The organism is Propionivibrio pelophilus DSM 12018 (assembly GCF_059569095.1).
This window is the reverse complement of the sequence record NZ_JCANUT010000001.1, coordinates 275,039-292,474: the sequence shown is the minus strand read 5'-3', so window position 1 is coordinate 292,474 and position 17,436 is coordinate 275,039. Positions and strand designations below refer to the sequence as shown.

The 17,436-nt window shown below is 61.8% G+C and carries 14 protein-coding genes; 2 read left to right on the top strand and 12 right to left on the bottom strand.

The window, feature by feature from the left end; genetic code table 11:
- Positions 1 to 269 (top strand): transposase (locus BO74_RS01370; RefSeq protein ID WP_496439463.1); only part of this gene is annotated, 269 nt, incomplete at its 5' end.
- A gap of 459 nt (positions 270 to 728) precedes the next feature.
- On the opposite strand, the gene BO74_RS01365 is transcribed toward BO74_RS01370, so the two are convergent.
- The 11 genes from BO74_RS01365 to BO74_RS01315 all read right to left on the bottom strand — a co-directional run bounded on the left by BO74_RS01365 (position 729) and on the right by BO74_RS01315 (position 14,975).
- The gene (locus BO74_RS01365) at positions 729 to 2,120 is read right to left on the bottom strand and encodes a T6SS immunity protein Tli4 family protein (protein WP_496439462.1); all 1,392 of its coding nucleotides are present in this window, start codon (positions 2,118 to 2,120) and stop codon (positions 729 to 731) included.
- Complete coding sequence (locus BO74_RS01360; protein ID WP_496439461.1) at positions 2,111 to 3,847, bottom strand: esterase/lipase family protein; 1,737 nt, start codon at positions 3,845 to 3,847, stop codon at positions 2,111 to 2,113. The genes BO74_RS01365 and BO74_RS01360 overlap by 10 nt, the downstream gene beginning before the upstream one ends.
- 15 nt (positions 3,848 to 3,862) lie before the next feature.
- Positions 3,863 to 6,709: a type VI secretion system Vgr family protein gene (locus BO74_RS01355; RefSeq protein WP_496439460.1), complete on the bottom strand. Its 2,847-nt coding sequence runs from the start codon at positions 6,707 to 6,709 to the stop codon at positions 3,863 to 3,865.
- A gap of 156 nt (positions 6,710 to 6,865) precedes the next feature.
- On the bottom strand, positions 6,866 to 7,972 hold the full coding sequence (locus tag BO74_RS01350) for an ABC transporter ATP-binding protein (protein ID WP_496439458.1): 1,107 nt from the start codon (positions 7,970 to 7,972) through the stop codon (positions 6,866 to 6,868).
- 30 nt (positions 7,973 to 8,002) lie between these two features.
- Positions 8,003 to 8,842: a carbohydrate ABC transporter permease gene (locus tag BO74_RS01345; RefSeq protein ID WP_305072855.1), complete on the bottom strand. Its 840-nt coding sequence runs from the start codon at positions 8,840 to 8,842 to the stop codon at positions 8,003 to 8,005.
- A complete protein-coding gene (locus BO74_RS01340; protein WP_496439457.1) occupies positions 8,839 to 9,720 on the bottom strand; it encodes a carbohydrate ABC transporter permease in 882 nt (293 codons plus the stop codon). The genes BO74_RS01345 and BO74_RS01340 overlap by 4 nt, the downstream gene beginning before the upstream one ends.
- Positions 9,721 to 9,846: 126 nt before the next feature.
- The gene (locus BO74_RS01335) at positions 9,847 to 11,073 is read right to left on the bottom strand and encodes an ABC transporter substrate-binding protein (RefSeq protein WP_496439455.1); all 1,227 of its coding nucleotides are present in this window, start codon (positions 11,071 to 11,073) and stop codon (positions 9,847 to 9,849) included.
- Between the two features lie 81 nt (positions 11,074 to 11,154).
- Positions 11,155 to 12,771 (bottom strand): alpha/beta hydrolase fold domain-containing protein, encoded by a 1,617-nt coding sequence (locus BO74_RS01330; protein ID WP_496439454.1) that lies wholly within the window; start codon positions 12,769 to 12,771, stop codon positions 11,155 to 11,157.
- A gap of 41 nt (positions 12,772 to 12,812) precedes the next feature.
- Positions 12,813 to 13,220: a glucose-6-phosphate isomerase family protein gene (locus BO74_RS01325; protein ID WP_305072851.1), complete on the bottom strand. Its 408-nt coding sequence runs from the start codon at positions 13,218 to 13,220 to the stop codon at positions 12,813 to 12,815.
- Complete coding sequence (locus BO74_RS01320; RefSeq protein WP_496439453.1) at positions 13,217 to 14,173, bottom strand: transketolase family protein; 957 nt, start codon at positions 14,171 to 14,173, stop codon at positions 13,217 to 13,219. The genes BO74_RS01325 and BO74_RS01320 overlap by 4 nt, the downstream gene beginning before the upstream one ends.
- A 1-nt stretch (position 14,174) precedes the next feature.
- On the bottom strand, positions 14,175 to 14,975 hold the full coding sequence (locus BO74_RS01315; RefSeq protein WP_496439452.1) for a transketolase: 801 nt from the start codon (positions 14,973 to 14,975) through the stop codon (positions 14,175 to 14,177).
- Positions 14,976 to 15,185: 210 nt separating this feature from the next.
- On the opposite strand from BO74_RS01315, the gene BO74_RS01310 reads away from it, so the two are divergent.
- The gene (locus tag BO74_RS01310) at positions 15,186 to 16,547 is read left to right on the top strand and encodes a chloride channel protein (RefSeq protein WP_496439450.1); all 1,362 of its coding nucleotides are present in this window, start codon (positions 15,186 to 15,188) and stop codon (positions 16,545 to 16,547) included.
- Positions 16,548 to 16,609: 62 nt separating this feature from the next.
- On the opposite strand, the gene panC is transcribed toward BO74_RS01310, so the two are convergent.
- Complete coding sequence (panC, locus tag BO74_RS01305) at positions 16,610 to 17,434, bottom strand: pantoate--beta-alanine ligase (RefSeq protein ID WP_496439449.1); 825 nt, start codon at positions 17,432 to 17,434, stop codon at positions 16,610 to 16,612.
- Between the last annotated feature and the right edge of the window lie 2 nt (positions 17,435 to 17,436).

Genomic DNA, 17,436 nt, shown 5'->3' with positions numbered 1-17,436 from the left:
CGTCGATAACCTGCGCCAAACTCGTCCAGCAATGGATCGAGCCTCGCCTGGACAAGATAGAACTCTTCTACTTGCCGCCCTACGCCCCGGAATCCAATCCCGACGAATATTTGAATCACGACTTCAAAACGTCCCTACGTCTCGAACCCGCCACCCGCTCTGAAAAGGATCTGCTGCAAAAAGCCGTGCGCATCATGAATCGCATCGCGCAATGGCCCGAACGTATCCGTTCCTACTTCCAGCATCCTCATGCCGCATACGCGGCCTAACGAATCTATTTAAGGGCCGGGTTAATAATTGACGCCGCGCAGTTGCGCGGCATTCATAGCCGGTCCATCGAAGCCGTTTTCCAAGGCATCTGCGGCAGTCTTCTTTCCGGCCTTGGCCCACGACTGGAAGGCTTTGAGGGCGGCCGAGTAGCGTTTTTCCGGTTCAGATTGATCCCCAAGTGCAATCCTTCCGACGCCGCTTCGCCGTGCTCTAGCGGCAGGAGGCCGCCGGTGTCAGGGTTCTGTCCTTTGGCCTTTGCCATTTCCCGGATACGCTCTTCGCTCGGCAAAGGCAGCTTTGCCGAGGTGCGGTGCATTCAACTGCTCTTCCTTCGTAACGCCGGACAGGTCGTCCGAGGTTTCCCAGATAACGCTGGAAAAGGCCTCGTGCTTCGGATCGTCGCCGTAGTGAGCGTAGGTGTGGGGTACATCAGGCCGCTTGGATCACGCGCGGAACCGTTACGACAACTCTTTTCCCGGAGCGTCATGGCTGACCAGCGTCCATGTCGTTTCCGTGAGGGCGTTGGCCGGCTCACCCTTCAGTTTCTGCCACAGGCTGCGTTCGGGACCACGCACGATGACGGTGGGGAGTGTCATGCCCTGCGGGAAGAAGCGACGCTTCTCGCCGGCGGCAAGATCGGCGGTGCATTCCCAGATGCCTGCTTGCGGACAGGGCTGCAGCGAAGGGGCCGTCGTGCCGAGCGGCAGCGCCGCATGGGGCCGATTTGGTACGGGCGACGGTTCCGGCGACGGCGCACTTGCCGACCGTGGGCGGATCGATCCGGTGAGTTTGTCCCAGAGAGCGACGGCTTCTTCGTCCTTCAGTGTGGGCTGTACCTCTCCCTTTGCATTCTCCTCGGTACCTGTGCTCAGTTCCATGTTGACGTAGGGGTGGAAAATGTCGTTCGCTACGCCGATCGACTTGAAAACGAACTCGTGATACCAAGGCTTGCCTTTCTCTCCCGGTTGCGGGGGGACGAACGCGAGCTTCTCAGCTCCCTCCCAACCGCCGATGACCCGGTCGGTGTGGCGCAGCGTCTTGATCTTGCTGTACCAACGCCCTTCGCCGGAGGACTCGGCCATTTCTTTGCCGTCCTTCAGTGCGGCTTCGAGGCTGTCGTCAGGATTGACGCGATTGCTCTTGATTGTCATCACCGAGAAACTCACGTCCGGATATTCCGGGAAGCGGAAACCGACTGACACCAGTTCGTAATACCGTCCCTCCGCTTCGGCGACGAACCCTGAATCGAGGCAGATACCCTGCTCCGGCGGCACCTCGCTTTCCTCGCGCACGCGTAGGCGAGCGGCGATGTCTTGCATTTCGGCGACGTATCTCTGGTAACCCGTTTTGTTGACTACGCCGGCATCATCTCGCCCTAACGCTGCACTTGGCGCACTCTGAACGAAGGCGTGCTTGCCGAGTTTGATATAAGAATGGAGCTGAACAAGCCCGGTGTCGTGGCGGGTTTTGTAGCCAACGATGATCTTGCTTTCGGTGTTGGGTCCTTCAAATACGCCAACCAGCGCCGAAGGTTCCTTTCGGTGCTTTATCGCCAATATCTCAGATGTCTTATCGTGGATCTCGCCGCGAATCCTATTTCCTTGGCCGGGGTACGAGGTGATGGAATCATTTACACTCGTCGGCCCCCAGATCACTTGCGCGGTGACCGGTACGTCAATGAGAAAGCGTCCGAAGCAGATGGTCCGGGTTTGGCCGAAGAGTTGCTCGATGCGGGGGCTGGGTGCATTCATTTTTGTCTTCTTGTCGGAGAACTTGCCGGAATCGGCTTGACCACAGGCCGTCAGAACGGCCAGCGTGAAGATAATGGGGATGTGTTTTATCAGGGGCATGCGCTATTCCATTTCATGTGCTGGGCGATGCGCACGATCGAGTACAACGTGCAGGCGACGGCGCCGTCATCCTTGTAGCTGTCCTGGTGCTCGTAGCCTGCCTGCCGGAAAATGCCCGTGAAGCGTCCGCTGCGCAACTGGTCGTCGGCCGAGTGCATCGGTACGGTCTGGTCGCCGGGGTCGGCCGGCAACTGCAGCGCAGCATGGAAGGGAATCTCCGCCAGTTGCATGCGATCCGTGGCGTTGTAAATCGGTTTGTGTTGCACCACGGCGCTGTCGTTTTGTACTGACAAGCCGATCGTCCCTTGCGTATTGTCGAAGGCGATTTTCAGGGTGTCGATCTGGTCTGCAGGGATGTTGTCTGGCACTTGCCAGACAACATCCCTGAATGCAGGTCGTTTGGGATCGCAGCCGTAGTGGGCGTAGCTGACAGGGTGGTAGGTGGCATTGATGGCCTGATGGAATTCTTGGGCCTTAAAGAGAAGTTCCTTGGTTCGCTCAAGTCCAGCTTTTACATCTCCTGCTGGATTGATCCATTCCTCCCGCAGCAGCCCCCACCAGACATCGGCTCTCTCGTAGATGTCCTTGTAGGGGTCGCCGTTCTCTGGCATACGCTTCAGGACGCTGCCGCTACGCGTGACGATCTTCAGCCAATGGTTGCCATACGCCTCGCTTGGCAGGAGCTGTAAACCGCCGGGAGCATTAGCTAGCACCGCGGTGACGCGCGGCCCGGTATGGCCGAGGACCTTGTTGGTGATGCCGCCGCCTTCGAAACCGGCACGCATGCGCCGGTATGCCGCAGCGGCGCCGATGGCCGGCATCACGCCGTGCACGATGCCGAGGATCTTATCCTGCAGGTTGCCGTAGTCCGGGTGGCACAGTGCCCGCCCGACCAACCCGCCCATCGAGTGTGTGACGATGATTACCTTCTCGCAGCGACACCCCTTCTTGTTGTATTCGTCCATGATGCGGGTAATGCGCGGGGCTAACGCTTCCGCTCCTTCGCCGTTGCATTTGAGCCAGTTGTACCCGAGCGCATGCACGGGCAGGAAGCAGCGCTCGAATACGGCGCGCAGTTCGGCCTCGGTAAGCGTCGGCTGCGGGGTGGCGGGGTCGAGTTTCCACTGTTTGGGATCGACGCCGATGAGATCTTTCCAGTCCGGATTAAGCTTGTTGTTCCGGAAAGCGGTGTTGAGCCGGTATTCGAGGTGGTTCAGCAAATCACCGTAGCTGCTGAAGAAGACTTCCCCCCAGCCGCGTTCTCGGGCCTTGACCTTCGCGCTCTTGCGTACCTTTGCTCCGTGCGGATCGTCCATGAGCAGCGGCGTTTGCGCCGTCACGCTGACGTTATCGTGCCGGTCGTCGGCTGTCTTGCCGCGTTGGCCAGTCGGGTTGGTTTGGGGATCATAGACGTCAACGACGGTGGTTTCGGGGTCAAGCTGGAGTTGGCGGACACGCTGATCCCTGCTGATCATTGGCACCGCCCACGTTGCCTTGTTATCGGGCCGCCAAGCGATGTTGTTCTTCTGGCGTAGTTGCGCCTGCCGCTCGTCAGTCATCCGCAGGTTGCTGCCCATGATGCCGGGCAGGAAGATGACGGGAATGACGCACTCGGGCGGAAAGGAGACGCATTGCTGCGTGTCGAGGCTCGCGGGCGTAAGGTAGCCTTCGGCGTAGTGGCGGCCGTTGTCGCTGAGTTGAGTGGGGAGAGGCTGAATGATGGGCATGGACGTTGGGTAAGGTCAGTCTTGTTCGGGGAGCAATTCGACACGGTAACGGGCAAAAGCGAGTTCGGACTGGAGCGTTTCGGTATTGCCCTGTTCGTCGGTGATGCCTTCGAGGGTGCGGCCATTCTCGAACTTGAGACGGTAGCGACGATTCTGGATCGGTTCGCCGGTGCCGGCCCAGGTGAGTACCAGTTTTTGGTCGTGAGCGTTGTCCTGCGGATTGAGCGCGGCCGCAGGTGTGCCACCGCCGGGGCTGGTGAGCTTGTGATCCCCCGCTTTTTGCTCGTGAATGCCGGAGCATTGCGTGGTGATGGTGCCGCTGCCAAGGTCGGTACGTGCGCCGCTGGCGATCGTGGTGACTTTCGGTGCCTGCAGCACGATTTCGACGTTGGAGGTCAGAACAATCTTCTGGGCGGCGGACAGGCGGATTTCGCCGGCCTGCGCCTGAATGTCGATGTGGCCGCCCGCGGCGATCAGTTTCATGCCGAGCTTATGGACGAAAAGGCTGAAGGAATCGGCAACGCGAGCCAGCCATTTCCCGCCGACAGTGAGGTTGGTGTGCTTGACACTGACGAGGTCGAGGTTGTGGCCAGCGGTGACCGTCATGCTTTCCGGCGTGCCGGCGACGATGCCGAGCGGCCCCGAGAGCGCAACAACCGGTTTGCCGCCTTCGGCTGCGTTTTCTTTGCTGGCGGTATTGCAGCCCTTTTCCCAGTTTTCGACATGCTTGAGCAGTTGGGTCTGCTGGTCGGTCTCGGTGACTTCCGCGCCATGTTGGTCGGAAAGGTCGGAGAGCGATTGGGCAATGCCTTCGGCCGTTTGCAGCTGGCCGAGCAGCATGTCGCGATCGAGTTGGTTACCGACCGCGCGTCCGCGTTCTTCTGCCGAGATCAATACCCCCTGTGCGGCTCTTAGGGCGCCGTGCCGGTCGGTGCGCAGTTCAAAGCCTTCGCCCCGGGGTTCGCCCTTGCCCTCTGTTCTTGGGTGAATCAGGTAACCCTGGTTGAGCTGGGTCTTGCCGTGTTCGCTACTGAGTTTGGTCCGGAGTTCGCCGGTGCTGTCGTCGAGCAGCAACTCGTTATAGCCGCTGCCTTTGTATTCTTTGGACTTGTGTCCGGAGAGGGTCTTGTTCGCCGGCAGTGAGCCGGCGCCGCTGAAGGTCGGCGGGCGCTGGGTGCCGTTGTAGAGGACGCCGGTGACCACGGGACGGTCGATGTCGTTTTCCAGGAAGCTGACGAGGACTTCCTGGCCGATTCGGGGGATGTATTGGGTTCCCCACTGGGCACCGGCACTGGGATAGGCGACACGGACCCAGGTACTGGAGCGGTCGTCGCGGTCGGCGCCACCGTCAGGGTGGTCTTGTTTCCGTTGCCAGTGGAACTGGAGTTTGATCCGGCCGTGTTCGTCGGTGAAGATTTCTTCGCCTTCCGGGCCGACGACAGTGGCGGTGGTGCCGCCGGGGGCGGTGGGTTTTTGATGGGCGGTGCGGCTGTAGTCGGGAACGAAGCGGATCGGTTTGCGGATGGCTTCGATTTTCGCGCGGTAGGGGGTGGCGCGTTGTACGTTGTTGGCGCTGTTGGTGCTGTTTGTTGTTGTTTCTTCACCGAGCAGACTGTCTGCAGAAACGGGAAACGGATCGGCGTCTTTCGGCAGGAGGTTGTTGGTGGCGGCGAAGGTCAGCCGGGTGACGAGGAACTGGCGGTCTTCTTCGCCGTCGGGGTCGTGCAGGGGGGGGTCGGCGAGCGGGAACCAGCCGCCGGCGATCAGGCGGCGGACGCTGCCTTCGCCAGTGAAGGTCTTGGCGGCGCGATCCCTGGCCTGTTGCCGCAAGTTTGCGTAGCGGGCCATGGCGTCGGGGTCGCAGCCGTAGTAGAGGGTCTGCGGGTCGTAGTCTTCGAGGGCGAGACTGGCGGGGTCGCCGGCGAGTCCCTGGGCGATGGCGGAGTCGTCGTCGCCCACATGGGCGGCGACGCTCTTGTAGTCGTAGGAAAGCAGTGTGCTTTTGCCGCTCTGGAGCCGCCGGGTGCCGTGCCAGACATCAATGGCGTCGTCGGCCTCGACGCCGGCGGTGCGGTGGAAGCGGATGGCGGTGGGGCGGGTAGCGCCGGTACGACCGATGCTCTGTTCGGACGTGAGGAGCGGGAGGTCGGTGTTGTCGTCGAAGAGGACAAGGGTGTGGGCGGGGACGCGGTCGTCGGCGGGGGCGTCCGCCGGGTGCAGGGAGCGCTCCGGATCCGGGCCGTGGACGTAGCGGTAGGCGATGCCTTCTTCGGCGAGGAGGAGTTCGATGAAGGCGAGGTCGGTTTCGCGGTACTGGAGGCAGTAGGAGCGGAGCGGGTAGCGTTGCCGGGTGGCGTCGCGGAAGGTGAAGCTGCGGCGGAAGGCGGGGTGGGTGCGCTGGTGTTCGCGCAGGAGGGCGGCGACGATCTCGGGGACGGTCTTGTCCTGCCAGACGCGGCTGTTGCGGCGGTGGGCGAGGAGCGCCAGGGCGGGTTCGAGGGTGAGGGTGAAGAGGCCGAAGCCGCCGTCGGCGCCGACCTGCTCGGCGCGGGTGATGAGCCCGGTGTAGAGACGCTCGCCGCCGTCGGGCAACAACAGGCTGATTTCGATCGGCTGGCCGAGCAGGGCCTTGAGTTCGAGGCGGGTGTCGGGGGCGAGGCAATCCAACGTGTAGCGGTAGTTCTGCGAGAGGCCCTCTTCGCCGTGCAGGCGGTGGGGGAGCAGGCCTTCCGGGGAAAGCCCGGAATCAGGAGAAAAACGTACCCGGAGAAGACGCTGGTGCTGGGTGAAGAGGGAAATGCCGGCGGAGGCGAGGTCGGAGAGCGTCGAGGCGAGCGGAGGGAAGGATACGAGAGCGGCCATCGGGCGTTCGGCAGAAAACGGGGAACCCGTATTTTACGCCAAATGCATTTTTTGTGGCATGGATATATGACTTGTGTGTATGTCCGGGGCTCCGGGTGGTGCTTTTCGCTAACGGGGCGATTGGCGTCCGAAAAAGACGATCGAAACGCGCGCGGATCAGTAGGTGCGCAGTGTTTCTCCACTCGCCTTGTCGAACAGGTGGATTTTGTCCGGCTCAATGGCGACCTCGATATGCGTGCCGGGTGCAGGCCGGACCGCGTTGCCGAAGCGCCCGACGATGTCGTGCGGGCCGAGGGCGAAATGTACGAGGTTTTCCGCGCCCATCGGTTCGATCAGTTCTACTCTCAGCGACAGCTTCGGCCAGTCGGCGGGTGTCGCGGAGTCGGCAAGGTGCAGGTTTTCCGGGCGTATTCCGAACTCGACGTCCCTGCCGCGGCGATCCTGGATGGCCGGCAGCAAGGTGTCGGGAAGGGGCAAATGGTGCTTCCCATCCAGATATAGCCGGGGGCGTCCGTCGTCGGTTGTGACCTTGGCGTCAACGAAATTCATCGGCGGCGAGCCGGTGAAGCCGGCGACGAAGCGGTGGCGCGGCTGGTGATAGATCTCGTCGGGCGTGCCGACCTGTACGATGACCCCCGCGCGCAGGACGACGATGCGGTCGGCCAGCGTCATCGCCTCGACCTGGTCGTGCGTGACGTAGATGGTCGTCCCCTTGAGGCGGTGGTGCAGCTTCTTGATCTCCGCGCGGACCTGGTTGCGCAGCAGGGCGTCGAGGTTGGACAGTGGTTCGTCGAACAGGAATACCTTGGGCTGGCGCACGATGGCCCGACCCATGGCCACGCGCTGGCGCTGCCCGCCGGAGAGCGCCTTGGGCAGGCGTTCGAGCAGGTGGCCGATTTGCAGCGTTTCGGCGGCGGAAAGAACGCACTCCTTGATCCGGTCCGCCGGGGTTTTGCGCAGGCGCAGCCCGAAGGCCATGTTCTCGAAAACGGTCTTGTTCGGGTAGAGCGCGTAATCCTGAAATACCATGGCGATGTCGCGGTCCCGCGGCGGCAGGTCGTTGACCACCTGCCCGTCGATCAGGATCTCGCCGGCGGTGATGTCCTCGAGTCCGGCGACCATGCGCATCAACGTACTCTTGCCGCAGCCCGACGGGCCGACGAAGACGATGAACTCGCCGTCCCGGATGTCGAGATCCACCCCGTGGATGACCGGCGTGGCATCGTAGCTCTTGAAGACGTTTTTCAGGCTGACTGCACTCATTGACCAACCTTTCGTTCTTGTTTATCCCTTTTATCCTTTTACCGCGCCCTGGGTCATTCCGGCGATCAGCCGTCGCTGGATGAACATGAACAGCACGGTGACCGGCAGTGCGCCGACGACCCCGCCGCCGGTGAGCAGTCCCCAGGCAATCTCGTATTCCCCGATCAGCGTCTGGATGGCGACGGTGAGGACGCGCACGTCCTGCCCGGCGAGCACCGAGGCGTAGAGGTATTCGTTCCACGAGGTGATGAAGATGTAGATGCCGGTGGCGATGATGCCCGGCAGTGTCACCGGCAGGACCACGCGCAGCATGGCGCCGAAGGGGCGGCAGCCGTCGACCTGCGCGGCTTCGTCGAGGCTGCGCGGCACGGCGTTGAAGTAGCTGATCATCATCCAGGTGGCGAAGGGTATGGCGAAGGTCGAATGCGCCAGGATCAGTCCGAGGTGCGTGTCGAGCAGTTGCAGGTGGCGCATGATGATGAACAGCGGAATGATCAGGAGCACCACGGGAAACATGTTGATCAGCAGGAAGGTCAGCATCAGCAGGTGACGTCCCGCGAAGCGGTAGCGCGAGAAGGAGTAGGCCGCGGTGATGCTGACGGACAGGCCGAGCACGACGGCGCCGCTGGCGACGATGAAGCTGTGGCCGAGGTTCTTGAGGAAGTCCGTTTTGGCGAACAGGCGGACATAGTTTTCGATGGTCACGACTTCGGGCAGCAGGCTGCGATGGGCCGAGAAGAGCGTCGATTCCTGTTTCAGCGAGGTGATCAGCATCCACAGGTAGGGACCGATGGCGAAGAGGACGATCAGGGCCATCGGCAGATGCAACAGCAACAGGCGGCGGCTGAAGGAGGTCTTCGCGGTTCTCATTCCATTTCTCTCCCCATGCGGCGCAGGTAGAGCACGATGAAGCCGAGCAGGAGCAGCGCGAAGGTCACGGCCAGTGCCGAGCCGTAGCCGAAATCCATGCTGCTGTAGGTACGCTTGAAGGCGTAGAGCGGCAGCGTGTGGGTGGCGTAGCCGGGACCGCCGCCGGTCATCACGTAGATCACGTCCATCGAATTGGCGACCCAGATGATCCTCAGCATCACCGCCGTGACCAGCACGCTTTTGAGTCCCGGCAGCGTGATTTCGACGAATTGCTGCCAGGTCGTCGCTCCGTCGATCGCCGCGGCTTCGTACAGGTTGGCGGGGATGGTCTGCAGTCCGGCCAGGATCATGATGGCGAAGAAGGGGAAGCCCTGCCAGACCAGCGCGGCGATGATCGAGTACAGCGCGGTGGCTGGGTCGGCGAGCCAGGGAATGGCGCTGTTGAGCATCCCTACACGCAGCAGCAGGTCGTTGAGCAGACCGACCTGCGGGTGGTAGATCCACGACCACATCAGGCCGATGACCACGCTCGGCAGCGCCCAGGGAATCAGGATCAGGCTGCGCGCCAGTGTGCGCCAGCGGAACTGCTGGTTGAGCAGCAGCGCGGTGACGAAGCCGAGTGCCAGCTGCAGCGGCACGGTGATGCCGATCCACAGCGCGGTGCGTCCGAGCGAGGCCCAGAAGACCGGGTCGCGGGCGATGGCGATGAAGTTGTCGAGGCCGATGAAGCGGGTGGCCTTCGGCTTCCACAGGACTTCGTAATAGAGGCTGGTGATGCCCGCCTGCAGCATCGGGTAGAAGACGACGATCAGCGTGGCCAGCACGGCGGGCGACAGGAGCCAGTAGGGCATGCGGCGGAGGCTGGAACGGTGGCTCATGGTCTCCCTTCTGTCGGTTTCGATACAGGCTGATGAATCCGTCATTCCGGCGCAAGCCGGAATCCAGGTTTTCGGAGAACGAACTGGACCCCGGTCTGCGCCGGGGTGACGGAGCTCAGCGTTTTTTTACTTGGTTGTGTAGTGCTTCTCGATCGTCGTCATCATCTGCTCGGGCGTGATCTCGCCGGTGAGCGCGCGTTGCATGTTGACCGGCCACACCGTGTTCACGAAGTCGGCGGTTTGCGGCACAGCCGGCAGGGTTCTGGCGAACGGCAGCGAGTCAACGGTGGCCTTGATGAAGCGCGGTTCGAAGGCGGCTTTCTCGGCACCGCTGCGGGTCACCGTCATCTGGCCGGTGGCCTGGTTGAACTTCACGTTGTTGTCGCCTTCGCTGAGGAAACTCATCCATTTCCAGGCGGCGTCCTTGTTCTTCGAAGCCTTGAACAGCGCCGTCGATTCGTCGCCGAACGAGGTCCAGCGGCCACCGTTGCAGGAAGGCGCCGGGACGGCCGAGACCTTGTCGCCGAGCGCGGAAACCATCGTCTTCGAAGAGCCGATGTGGTGGAAGATCATTGCCGTGCGTCCCGACTTGAAGGTGCTGATGATTTCATTGAAACCGTCGTTCGGGGCCGAAGGCGGTGCGACTTTTTCCTTGCGGAACAGATCGACGTACCAGTTGTTGGCAGCGATCGCTTTCGGCGTGGTCATTCCGCCCGGGGTCAGCTCGGATTGCGAGAGCACGAACGGTCCCCAGTTGTCGTAGCCGCCCTTGCCGCCGCGCATCCCGAAACCGAAGAGTTCGACGCCGTTATTGGCGCTGGCCGGAAGCGTGAGCTTCTTCGCCGCATCGAGGAAATCCTCGCAGGTGGCCGGTGGTTGCAGCCCGGCATTGGCGAAGAGGTCGGCGCGGTAGTACAGATAAACCACGACATACTGCAGCGGCAGATAGTATTGCTTGCCGTCCGGGCCCTTGTTGATGTTCAGCAGGTTGTCGCCGAGATCGTCCTTTCCGGGCCATGATGCGACCCGCTTGTCGATCGGTTCGAGGGCGTCCATTTCGATCAGCTGCGGCTGCTGCGCCAGCTTGACCATCGCCACGTCAGGGGCCTTGCCGCCGACGATCGAGGTGAACAGCTTGTCGTAGTAGTTGTTCCAGGGGATGTTCTCCGCCTTGACCTTGATGCCCGGGTTCTTGCCCTCGAAGCTGGCGACCAGTTCGTCCATCAGCTTGATGCTTTCCGGATTGTCGAAGTGGTACCAGAAGTTTACGGTGGATTGCGCCCAGGCGTGGCTGGCGGCGAATCCTGAAAGCGCGGTGGCGAGGACGATGCCGAGTGTGGATTTCTTGAACATGTTGGACCCCCATTCTGGTTGGTTTGAGATTTACCGCATGCTGTTTTCCTGCTCCTTGGTTGCTTTGGGTTGAAACAATGACTATTTGCTGTTGCGCGCCTGCATGAAAGCAGCGATGGCGTCCAGGGTAGCGACGGCTTCCGGGAGCGCTTCGCTCCAGTGCAGGAAGTTGTGGATCACGCCCGGGACTTGTCTGAACTCGAACGGGGTGTTGGTCTGCGCAAGCTTTCGCGCCAGCAGGATGCTGTCGTCGCGCAACGGGTCCAGTTCCGCGGCGACGATGAGCAGCGGGGGGAGGTTGTGCAGGTCCGCTTCGACCGGAAACATGCGTTGCCGTGCGAAATCGGGAATCCCTCCCGCCTGGTAGTTGTTGCGAAACCAGGTCATCCGGGCTGTCGTCAGCCCAAAGGCTCCCTGACCGAAAAGGCGTTGCGATTCGGTCTCCCTTGCGTCGCTGTATGCGCCGTAAATCAAGGCTGCGCCGTCCGGGAGTAATTCGTCGAGGCTGCGCAGGTCGAGCATCATCGCCAGGGCGAGGTTTGCCCCTGAGGAGTCGCCCGCAACAAGCCAGTGGAGTCCGGAAGTGTCCTGTCCGCGCAGCCAGCGCCAGGCCCAGGTGCAATCGTTGAGGCCGTAGGGAAACGGGCGTTCCGGCGCCAGGGCGTACTCGATGCCGTAGACGGCGAAGCCGGTGCGCTCGGCAAGGCGCGCCATGATGCCCATGAACGACGCAATACTGCCGAATGTCCAGCCGCCACCGTGCAGATATAGCAGCCTTCCCCTCGCTTCCGTTTTTGCCGTCTGGATGCGCACGGCAGGAATGGGCTGCGACGGGTGCCGGGAAAACGGATTCCGCGGAATCTCGAAGTGCTCGATATCGTAGCGGGAGGTGTCGATCCGGTTCCAGCGCGCATGACGTATCTCGAAGATCTTTCGGCCTTCCTCTGCCGGCAGGGTGGTGACGTCCGGGAATTTCGCCTCGTCGATCGACATGCGAACGAACAGGTCGCGCATCGGCCCGGACATCCGGTTTTCCGGCGCGAGGTCGGCCGCGGGGCCGTTGTCTTTGGTGCCGAAGATGCTCGAGACGTGGTGGCCGACGATTTCCACCGCAATGTCCGCGTCGCCGGCCTGCAGTGCTGCGATGATGTTGCGATGCCGCTGCGCGGTTTCGAGCAGGGCGCGGCGATTCCCCGACTGGGCGATCTTGTTGCGGTGATTGACGACCGAGCAGCGCATCAGTACCGGTGTCAGCGCCGGCAGGTTGGCGATCTCGAACAGCTGCATGTGGAATTCGAGGTCTTTCTCGAACAGCGCGTATCCGTCGTCCGCCTGTGCGGCCTGTTCCATGGCGTCGACGATGCCGCGCAGGATGCCGAGCTTGGTGTCCGTCAGGTGTTCCAGCGAGAGTCGCGCGGCGCGCATCTCGAGCATCCGGCGCAGTTCGAGAAAGATCTCGGACTCGACCGGGCTGATCGGCGCTACGGTGGTGCCGCGATAGCCCTGGCGCTGAATCAGTCCGTCTTCCTGAAGGCGCAGCAAGGCTTCGCGCACGGTGCTCTGGCTGCAGCCGAGGGTGCCGGCGAGTTCAAGCTCCACCAGTTGCTGGCCGGGTTGCAGTTCGGACATGACGATCTGCTTTTTCAGCCGCTTGTATAGCTCGTCGACCTTGCTCGAGGTTTCCTTGCGTGTGGACATCCCTTTTCCGTCCCGTTCTCTTTTTTTTCCGCCGGCCCGGCTCAGAGTTGCTTGCGCAGAGCGGTGATCTCTCCCGATGACAGTGTCCGGACCTCGCTGTTGTCCATGGAGGTGTTCCTGTTTTCCATAAGGATCAGTTTGGCGTCCTTGGTGGTAATGGTGTTATGCCAGACCGATGGGTGGATGCAATATACCTTGTTTTTTTCCATCGGGACGCAGCGGATGTCCGAGCAGTTGTTGTCGGGCGAGTGGTCGACGAGGAGCGTGCAGCCGCCTTCGAGCAGGACGAAGACCTCATCGGTCTGCATGTGGCGTTCCATGTTGTCGAAATGGGCTGCGTCGTTGGCCGGCTTCCAGTTCTTGATGCCGACGAACCAGTCGCCGCTTTCGACGACACGTTTCAATCCTTCCCCCTCGAAGCCGGCGACACTCACCTTGTTTGTGTTCATGCTTTCTCTCCCAGGAATTTGCGTGCGTTTTCGGCGATGTGCGGGGCGGTCAGGCCGTAGTGTTCGAGCAGTGCATCGGGCGTCCCGGATTGGCCGAAGCAGTCCTGAAGGCCGATGCGGCGCAGACGTGCCGGGCAACTTTCGGCGAGAACCTCCGCCACCGCGGAGCCGAGTCCGCCGATGATGGAATGGTCCTCCACGGTGATCAGGTGGCCGGTCTTTTTCGCCGCAGCGATGATCGCTTCGCTGTCGATCGGCTTGATCGTGTGCATGTTGATCACCGCAGCGCTGATCCCGTCCTTCTCCAGCTGCTCCGCGGCGAGCAACGCCTGACACACCATCAACCCGGTGGCGATGAGGGTGATGTCGCTCCCTTCGCGCAGGGTGTTGGCCTTGCCGATGGTGAAGGGCGCGTCGTCCTCGGTGAAGTAGGGCGCCGGCGGGCGGGTGACGCGGATGTAAACCGGCCCGGGGTGGTCGATGGCTGCGCGCAGCGCCTTGCGCATCTCGATGGCGTCGCAGGGAACGAGCACGGTCATCCCGGGAATGCTGCGCATCAGAGAAATATCCTCGATGCTCTGGTGGCTGCCGCCATCCTCGCCGACGGTCAGGCCGTTGTGCGTGAGCGCCAGCGTGACGTTGAGATGCGGGTAACAGATGCTGTTGCGTACCTGCTCGAAGGCGCGCCCGGCTCCGAAGATGGAAAAAGTGCTGGCAACCGGCGTCAGGCCGCTGATCGCCAGGCCGGCAGCGACACCCATCATGTTCTGTTCGGCGATGCCGAGATTGAAGAAGCGCTCCGGATACTTCTCGCCGAAGACGCAGGTGGTGGTCGCATGGGCCAGGTCGGCGTCGAGTACGACAAGGTCGGGGCGTTCGCCGCCGAGTTCCGCCAGTGCCTCGCCGTAGGCGACCCGGATTGCTTTTGTTCCCCTGATGTTGAGTGTGCTCATCTCAAGCCTCCAGTTCCGCCAGCGCCAGCTGGGCTTCGTCCGCGCTGGGCGCCTTGCCGTGCCAGCCCGCCTGGTTTTCCATGAAGGAAACGCCCTTGCCCTTGACCGTCTCCGCCAGAATGAACTTCGGCTTGTCCGTTTTTCTGGCGTAGGCATCGAGCAATTGGGCGGTGTCGTGACCGTCGGCCTCGATGACGTCGAAGCCGAAGGCTAACAACTTGGCCTTGATGTCGCCCAGATTCATCACATCGTCGTTGGCACCGTCGATCTGCAGGCCGTTGTGGTCGAGGATGACGGTGAGGTTGGTCAACCCGAAGTGCGCTGCCGACATCATCGCTTCCCAGAACTGCCCTTCCTGCATTTCGCCGTCGCCGACCACGGCGAAAATTCTCTGTGCGGAGTCCTTGAGGCGTGCGCCGAGCGCCATGCCGACCGCGATCGAGCATCCTTGTCCGAGCGAGCCGGTCGAGGCGTCGACGCCGGGGGTTTTCTTCATGTCGGGGTGGCCCTGCAGGCGGGAGCCCAGCTGGCGCAGCGTTTCCAATTCCTCGCGCGGGAAATAGCCGCGGTGGGCCAGAACGGCGTAAAGCGCCGGGGCGGCGTGCCCCTTGCAAAGGACGCATTTGTCGCGGTGTTCGGGTGGTATGGCCGGATCCGCGCGCATTTCCCTGAAATAGAGCGTCGCCAGTATTTCGGCGCAGGAAAGCGATCCGCCGGGATGGCCGGACTTTACGCGGCCGATCATCCTGATGATGTCGGCGCGGATCTCCCGGCACAGTCGCTGCAATTCTCCATCTTTCATGCCAGACCTCTCCGTGTTGTTCGATGTGTGATGAACCGGAACGAAAAGCTGTACTGCAATGGTCGAATATTATCGATACTATTATCGATACTTGTTTGGCAGTCAACTGCTCTTTTAGTTCGTCTGTTCGAATTCCTCCCCGTGTCCGGGGCGCCAAGGCTCAGGCGTATAATTCGCTGTTCCCCCCAAAAACACTGGTTTTTTTCCGAAATGCTCACCGTTTTATCCCGTCATCGCCTCGCTGATCGCAAAGCGTGGAAAGAGCGGGCGGTAATCTGGCTGGCGGCTGTGGTCACCGGATTGGTCGTCGTCGCTTTCTCCCGTCTTACAGAACACGCAATTGACTATTTCAATCAAGGAATCCGTCGGTTCTGGTGGATGACGCTGCTGCTGTGTCCGGCGGTTGGAATGGCGATCGCCTGGCTGACCCGCAAGTTCTTTCCCGGCGCAGAAGGTAGTGGCATTCCTCAGGTAATTGCCGCGCTGCGGGATGAGGCCGAAGGCGAGAAGATCGGTTTCTTTGTCTCCGTCCGAATTGCTGTCGGCAAGGTGCTTCTCGGCGTTGCCGGGCTCGCCGCCGGCTTCTCGATCGGGCGTGAAGGGCCGTCGGTTCAGGTGGGGGCTAGCATGATGTATGCTTTCCGGCGCTTTCTGCCCAAGCGTTCACCTCGCTTCGCCAAGCATCTCATCCTGGCCGGGGGGGCCGCGGGAATCGCGGCGGCGTTCAACACGCCGCTGGCCGGGATCGTTTTCGCGATCGAGGAGCTCGGCAAGCGCTTCGAGGAAAAAACCAACGGTGTGTTGATTTCGGCGATCGTGCTGGCCGGCCTGATTTCGATCTCGATCCAGGGCAACTACATCTACTTCGGGCGACTGGCGGTTGAGAGCATCGACTACCACATTCTCTGGCCGGTCTTCATTTGCGCGCTGGCTTGCGGAATTTCCGGCGGACTGTTCAGCCGGATTTTTGTCCTTGCGGCAAGACCAGGCAAGGACCGTTTGAGCGTTTTTCGTCGGCAGCATCCGTACTATTGGGCCGGCTTTTGCGGACTGATGGTGGCACTGCTTGGGACTATTACCAACGGCGCCGCGCATGGTTCGGGTTACCTCTACACCCAGAGTACGCTCGAAGGCTTGATGAACCTGCCGTGGTATTACGCACCGGTAAAGTTCGCCGCGACCGTTTTCTCCTTCCTCAGTGGCATTCCTGGCGGTATTTTCGCCCCGAGTCTGGCTGTAGGCGTCGGCATCGGCGCCGACGTGCATTTCCTGCTCGGGTCAGTCGGTGCGCTGTCGATCTATGCCCTGTGCATGGCGGGCTTCCTGGCGGCGGTGACGCAGGCGCCATTGACGTCGTTCATCATCGTGATGGAAATGATCGACGGGCACGAGATGGTGATCAGCCTGATGGCCGTGTCCATGCTCGCATCGCTGGTCTCGCGCCTGTTCAGCCCGCCGCTTTACAGCGCCTTGGCGGATATCCAGATGCAGCGTCTTGGCCTGACAGCTAAAACGGAGGAGGCTGGCGAAGAGGAGGGCGGGGCTCCGCGCGAGGGAAGCGCAGCGCCGTAGCCGTCAGTTTTTTGCGCCCTTTTTACATCTTTCGGTTACTTCGATCCAGTCCTCGTGACTTCTCAGATTTCCAGATTGTCGATCAGCCGCGGTGTACCGAGCCGGCTGGCGGCAAGCACGACCAGCGCATCATCGGGGACTGCCGGCAACTGCAGATCGGCTTGCCGGCGCACGGCGACGTAGTCGGTTTTCCAGCCGTGGCCGTCGAGTTCGGCGATCGCTTCTCTCTCCAGTCGCGCATAGTCCCGGTCGCCGGAGCGAATCGCCTCGCGGATGCGGCGCAGTACGCGGTTGAGGTGCGGTGCTTCGGCACGCTCGGCGGGCGTCAGGTAGCCGTTGCGTGATGACAGCGCGAGTCCGTCCTCCGCGCGCACCGTCTCTCCACCGATGATCTCCACCGGCAGGGCCAGTTGCCGGGCCATGTTGCGCAGGATCATCAGCTGCTGGTAATCCTTCTTGCCGAGAATGGCGACCTGCGGCTGGACGATGTTGAACAGCTTGAGCACGACCGTGGCGACGCCACGGAAGTGGCCGGGACGGAATTCGCCTTCGAGGAGGTTCTGGATCTCTGGCGGGTCGACCTGATACTGCTGCGGTTCGGGATAGAGGTCGGCTTCCGTCGGCGCGAACAGGACGCCAACGCCGGCTTCGCGCAGCTTCGCACAGTCGGCCTCGAAGGTGCGAGGGTACTTGTCGAAGTCCTCGTTCGGCCCGAATTGCAGGCGGTTGACGAAGATGCTGGCGACGACCGTGTCGCCGTGAGCCTGCGCCTGGCGCATCAGGGAGATGTGCCCCTCGTGCAGGTTGCCCATGGTCGGGACGAAGACGATGCGGCCGCGGTTCTTCAGTGCGGCGCGGGAGTCGGCGATGTATGAATGGATTTCCATGA

Coding starts and splice junctions, on each gene's coding strand:
- BO74_RS01335 (WP_496439455.1), bottom strand. CDS start 11,073: ATGTTCAAGAAATCCACACTCGGCATCGTCCTCGCCACCGCGCTTTCA.
- BO74_RS01350 (WP_496439458.1), bottom strand. CDS start 7,972: ATGAGTGCAGTCAGCCTGAAAAACGTCTTCAAGAGCTACGATGCCACG.
- BO74_RS01320 (WP_496439453.1), bottom strand. CDS start 14,173: ATGAGCACACTCAACATCAGGGGAACAAAAGCAATCCGGGTCGCCTAC.
- BO74_RS01360 (WP_496439461.1), bottom strand. CDS start 3,847: ATGCCCATCATTCAGCCTCTCCCCACTCAACTCAGCGACAACGGCCGC.
- BO74_RS01310 (WP_496439450.1), top strand. CDS start 15,186: ATGCTCACCGTTTTATCCCGTCATCGCCTCGCTGATCGCAAAGCGTGG.
- BO74_RS01340 (WP_496439457.1), bottom strand. CDS start 9,720: ATGAGCCACCGTTCCAGCCTCCGCCGCATGCCCTACTGGCTCCTGTCG.
- BO74_RS01345 (WP_305072855.1), bottom strand. CDS start 8,842: ATGAGAACCGCGAAGACCTCCTTCAGCCGCCGCCTGTTGCTGTTGCAT.
- BO74_RS01330 (WP_496439454.1), bottom strand. CDS start 12,771: ATGTCCACACGCAAGGAAACCTCGAGCAAGGTCGACGAGCTATACAAG.
- panC (WP_496439449.1), bottom strand. CDS start 17,434: ATGGAAATCCATTCATACATCGCCGACTCCCGCGCCGCACTGAAGAAC.
- BO74_RS01325 (WP_305072851.1), bottom strand. CDS start 13,220: ATGAACACAAACAAGGTGAGTGTCGCCGGCTTCGAGGGGGAAGGATTG.
- BO74_RS01315 (WP_496439452.1), bottom strand. CDS start 14,975: ATGAAAGATGGAGAATTGCAGCGACTGTGCCGGGAGATCCGCGCCGAC.
- BO74_RS01355 (WP_496439460.1), bottom strand. CDS start 6,709: ATGGCCGCTCTCGTATCCTTCCCTCCGCTCGCCTCGACGCTCTCCGAC.
- BO74_RS01365 (WP_496439462.1), bottom strand. CDS start 2,120: ATGCCCCTGATAAAACACATCCCCATTATCTTCACGCTGGCCGTTCTG.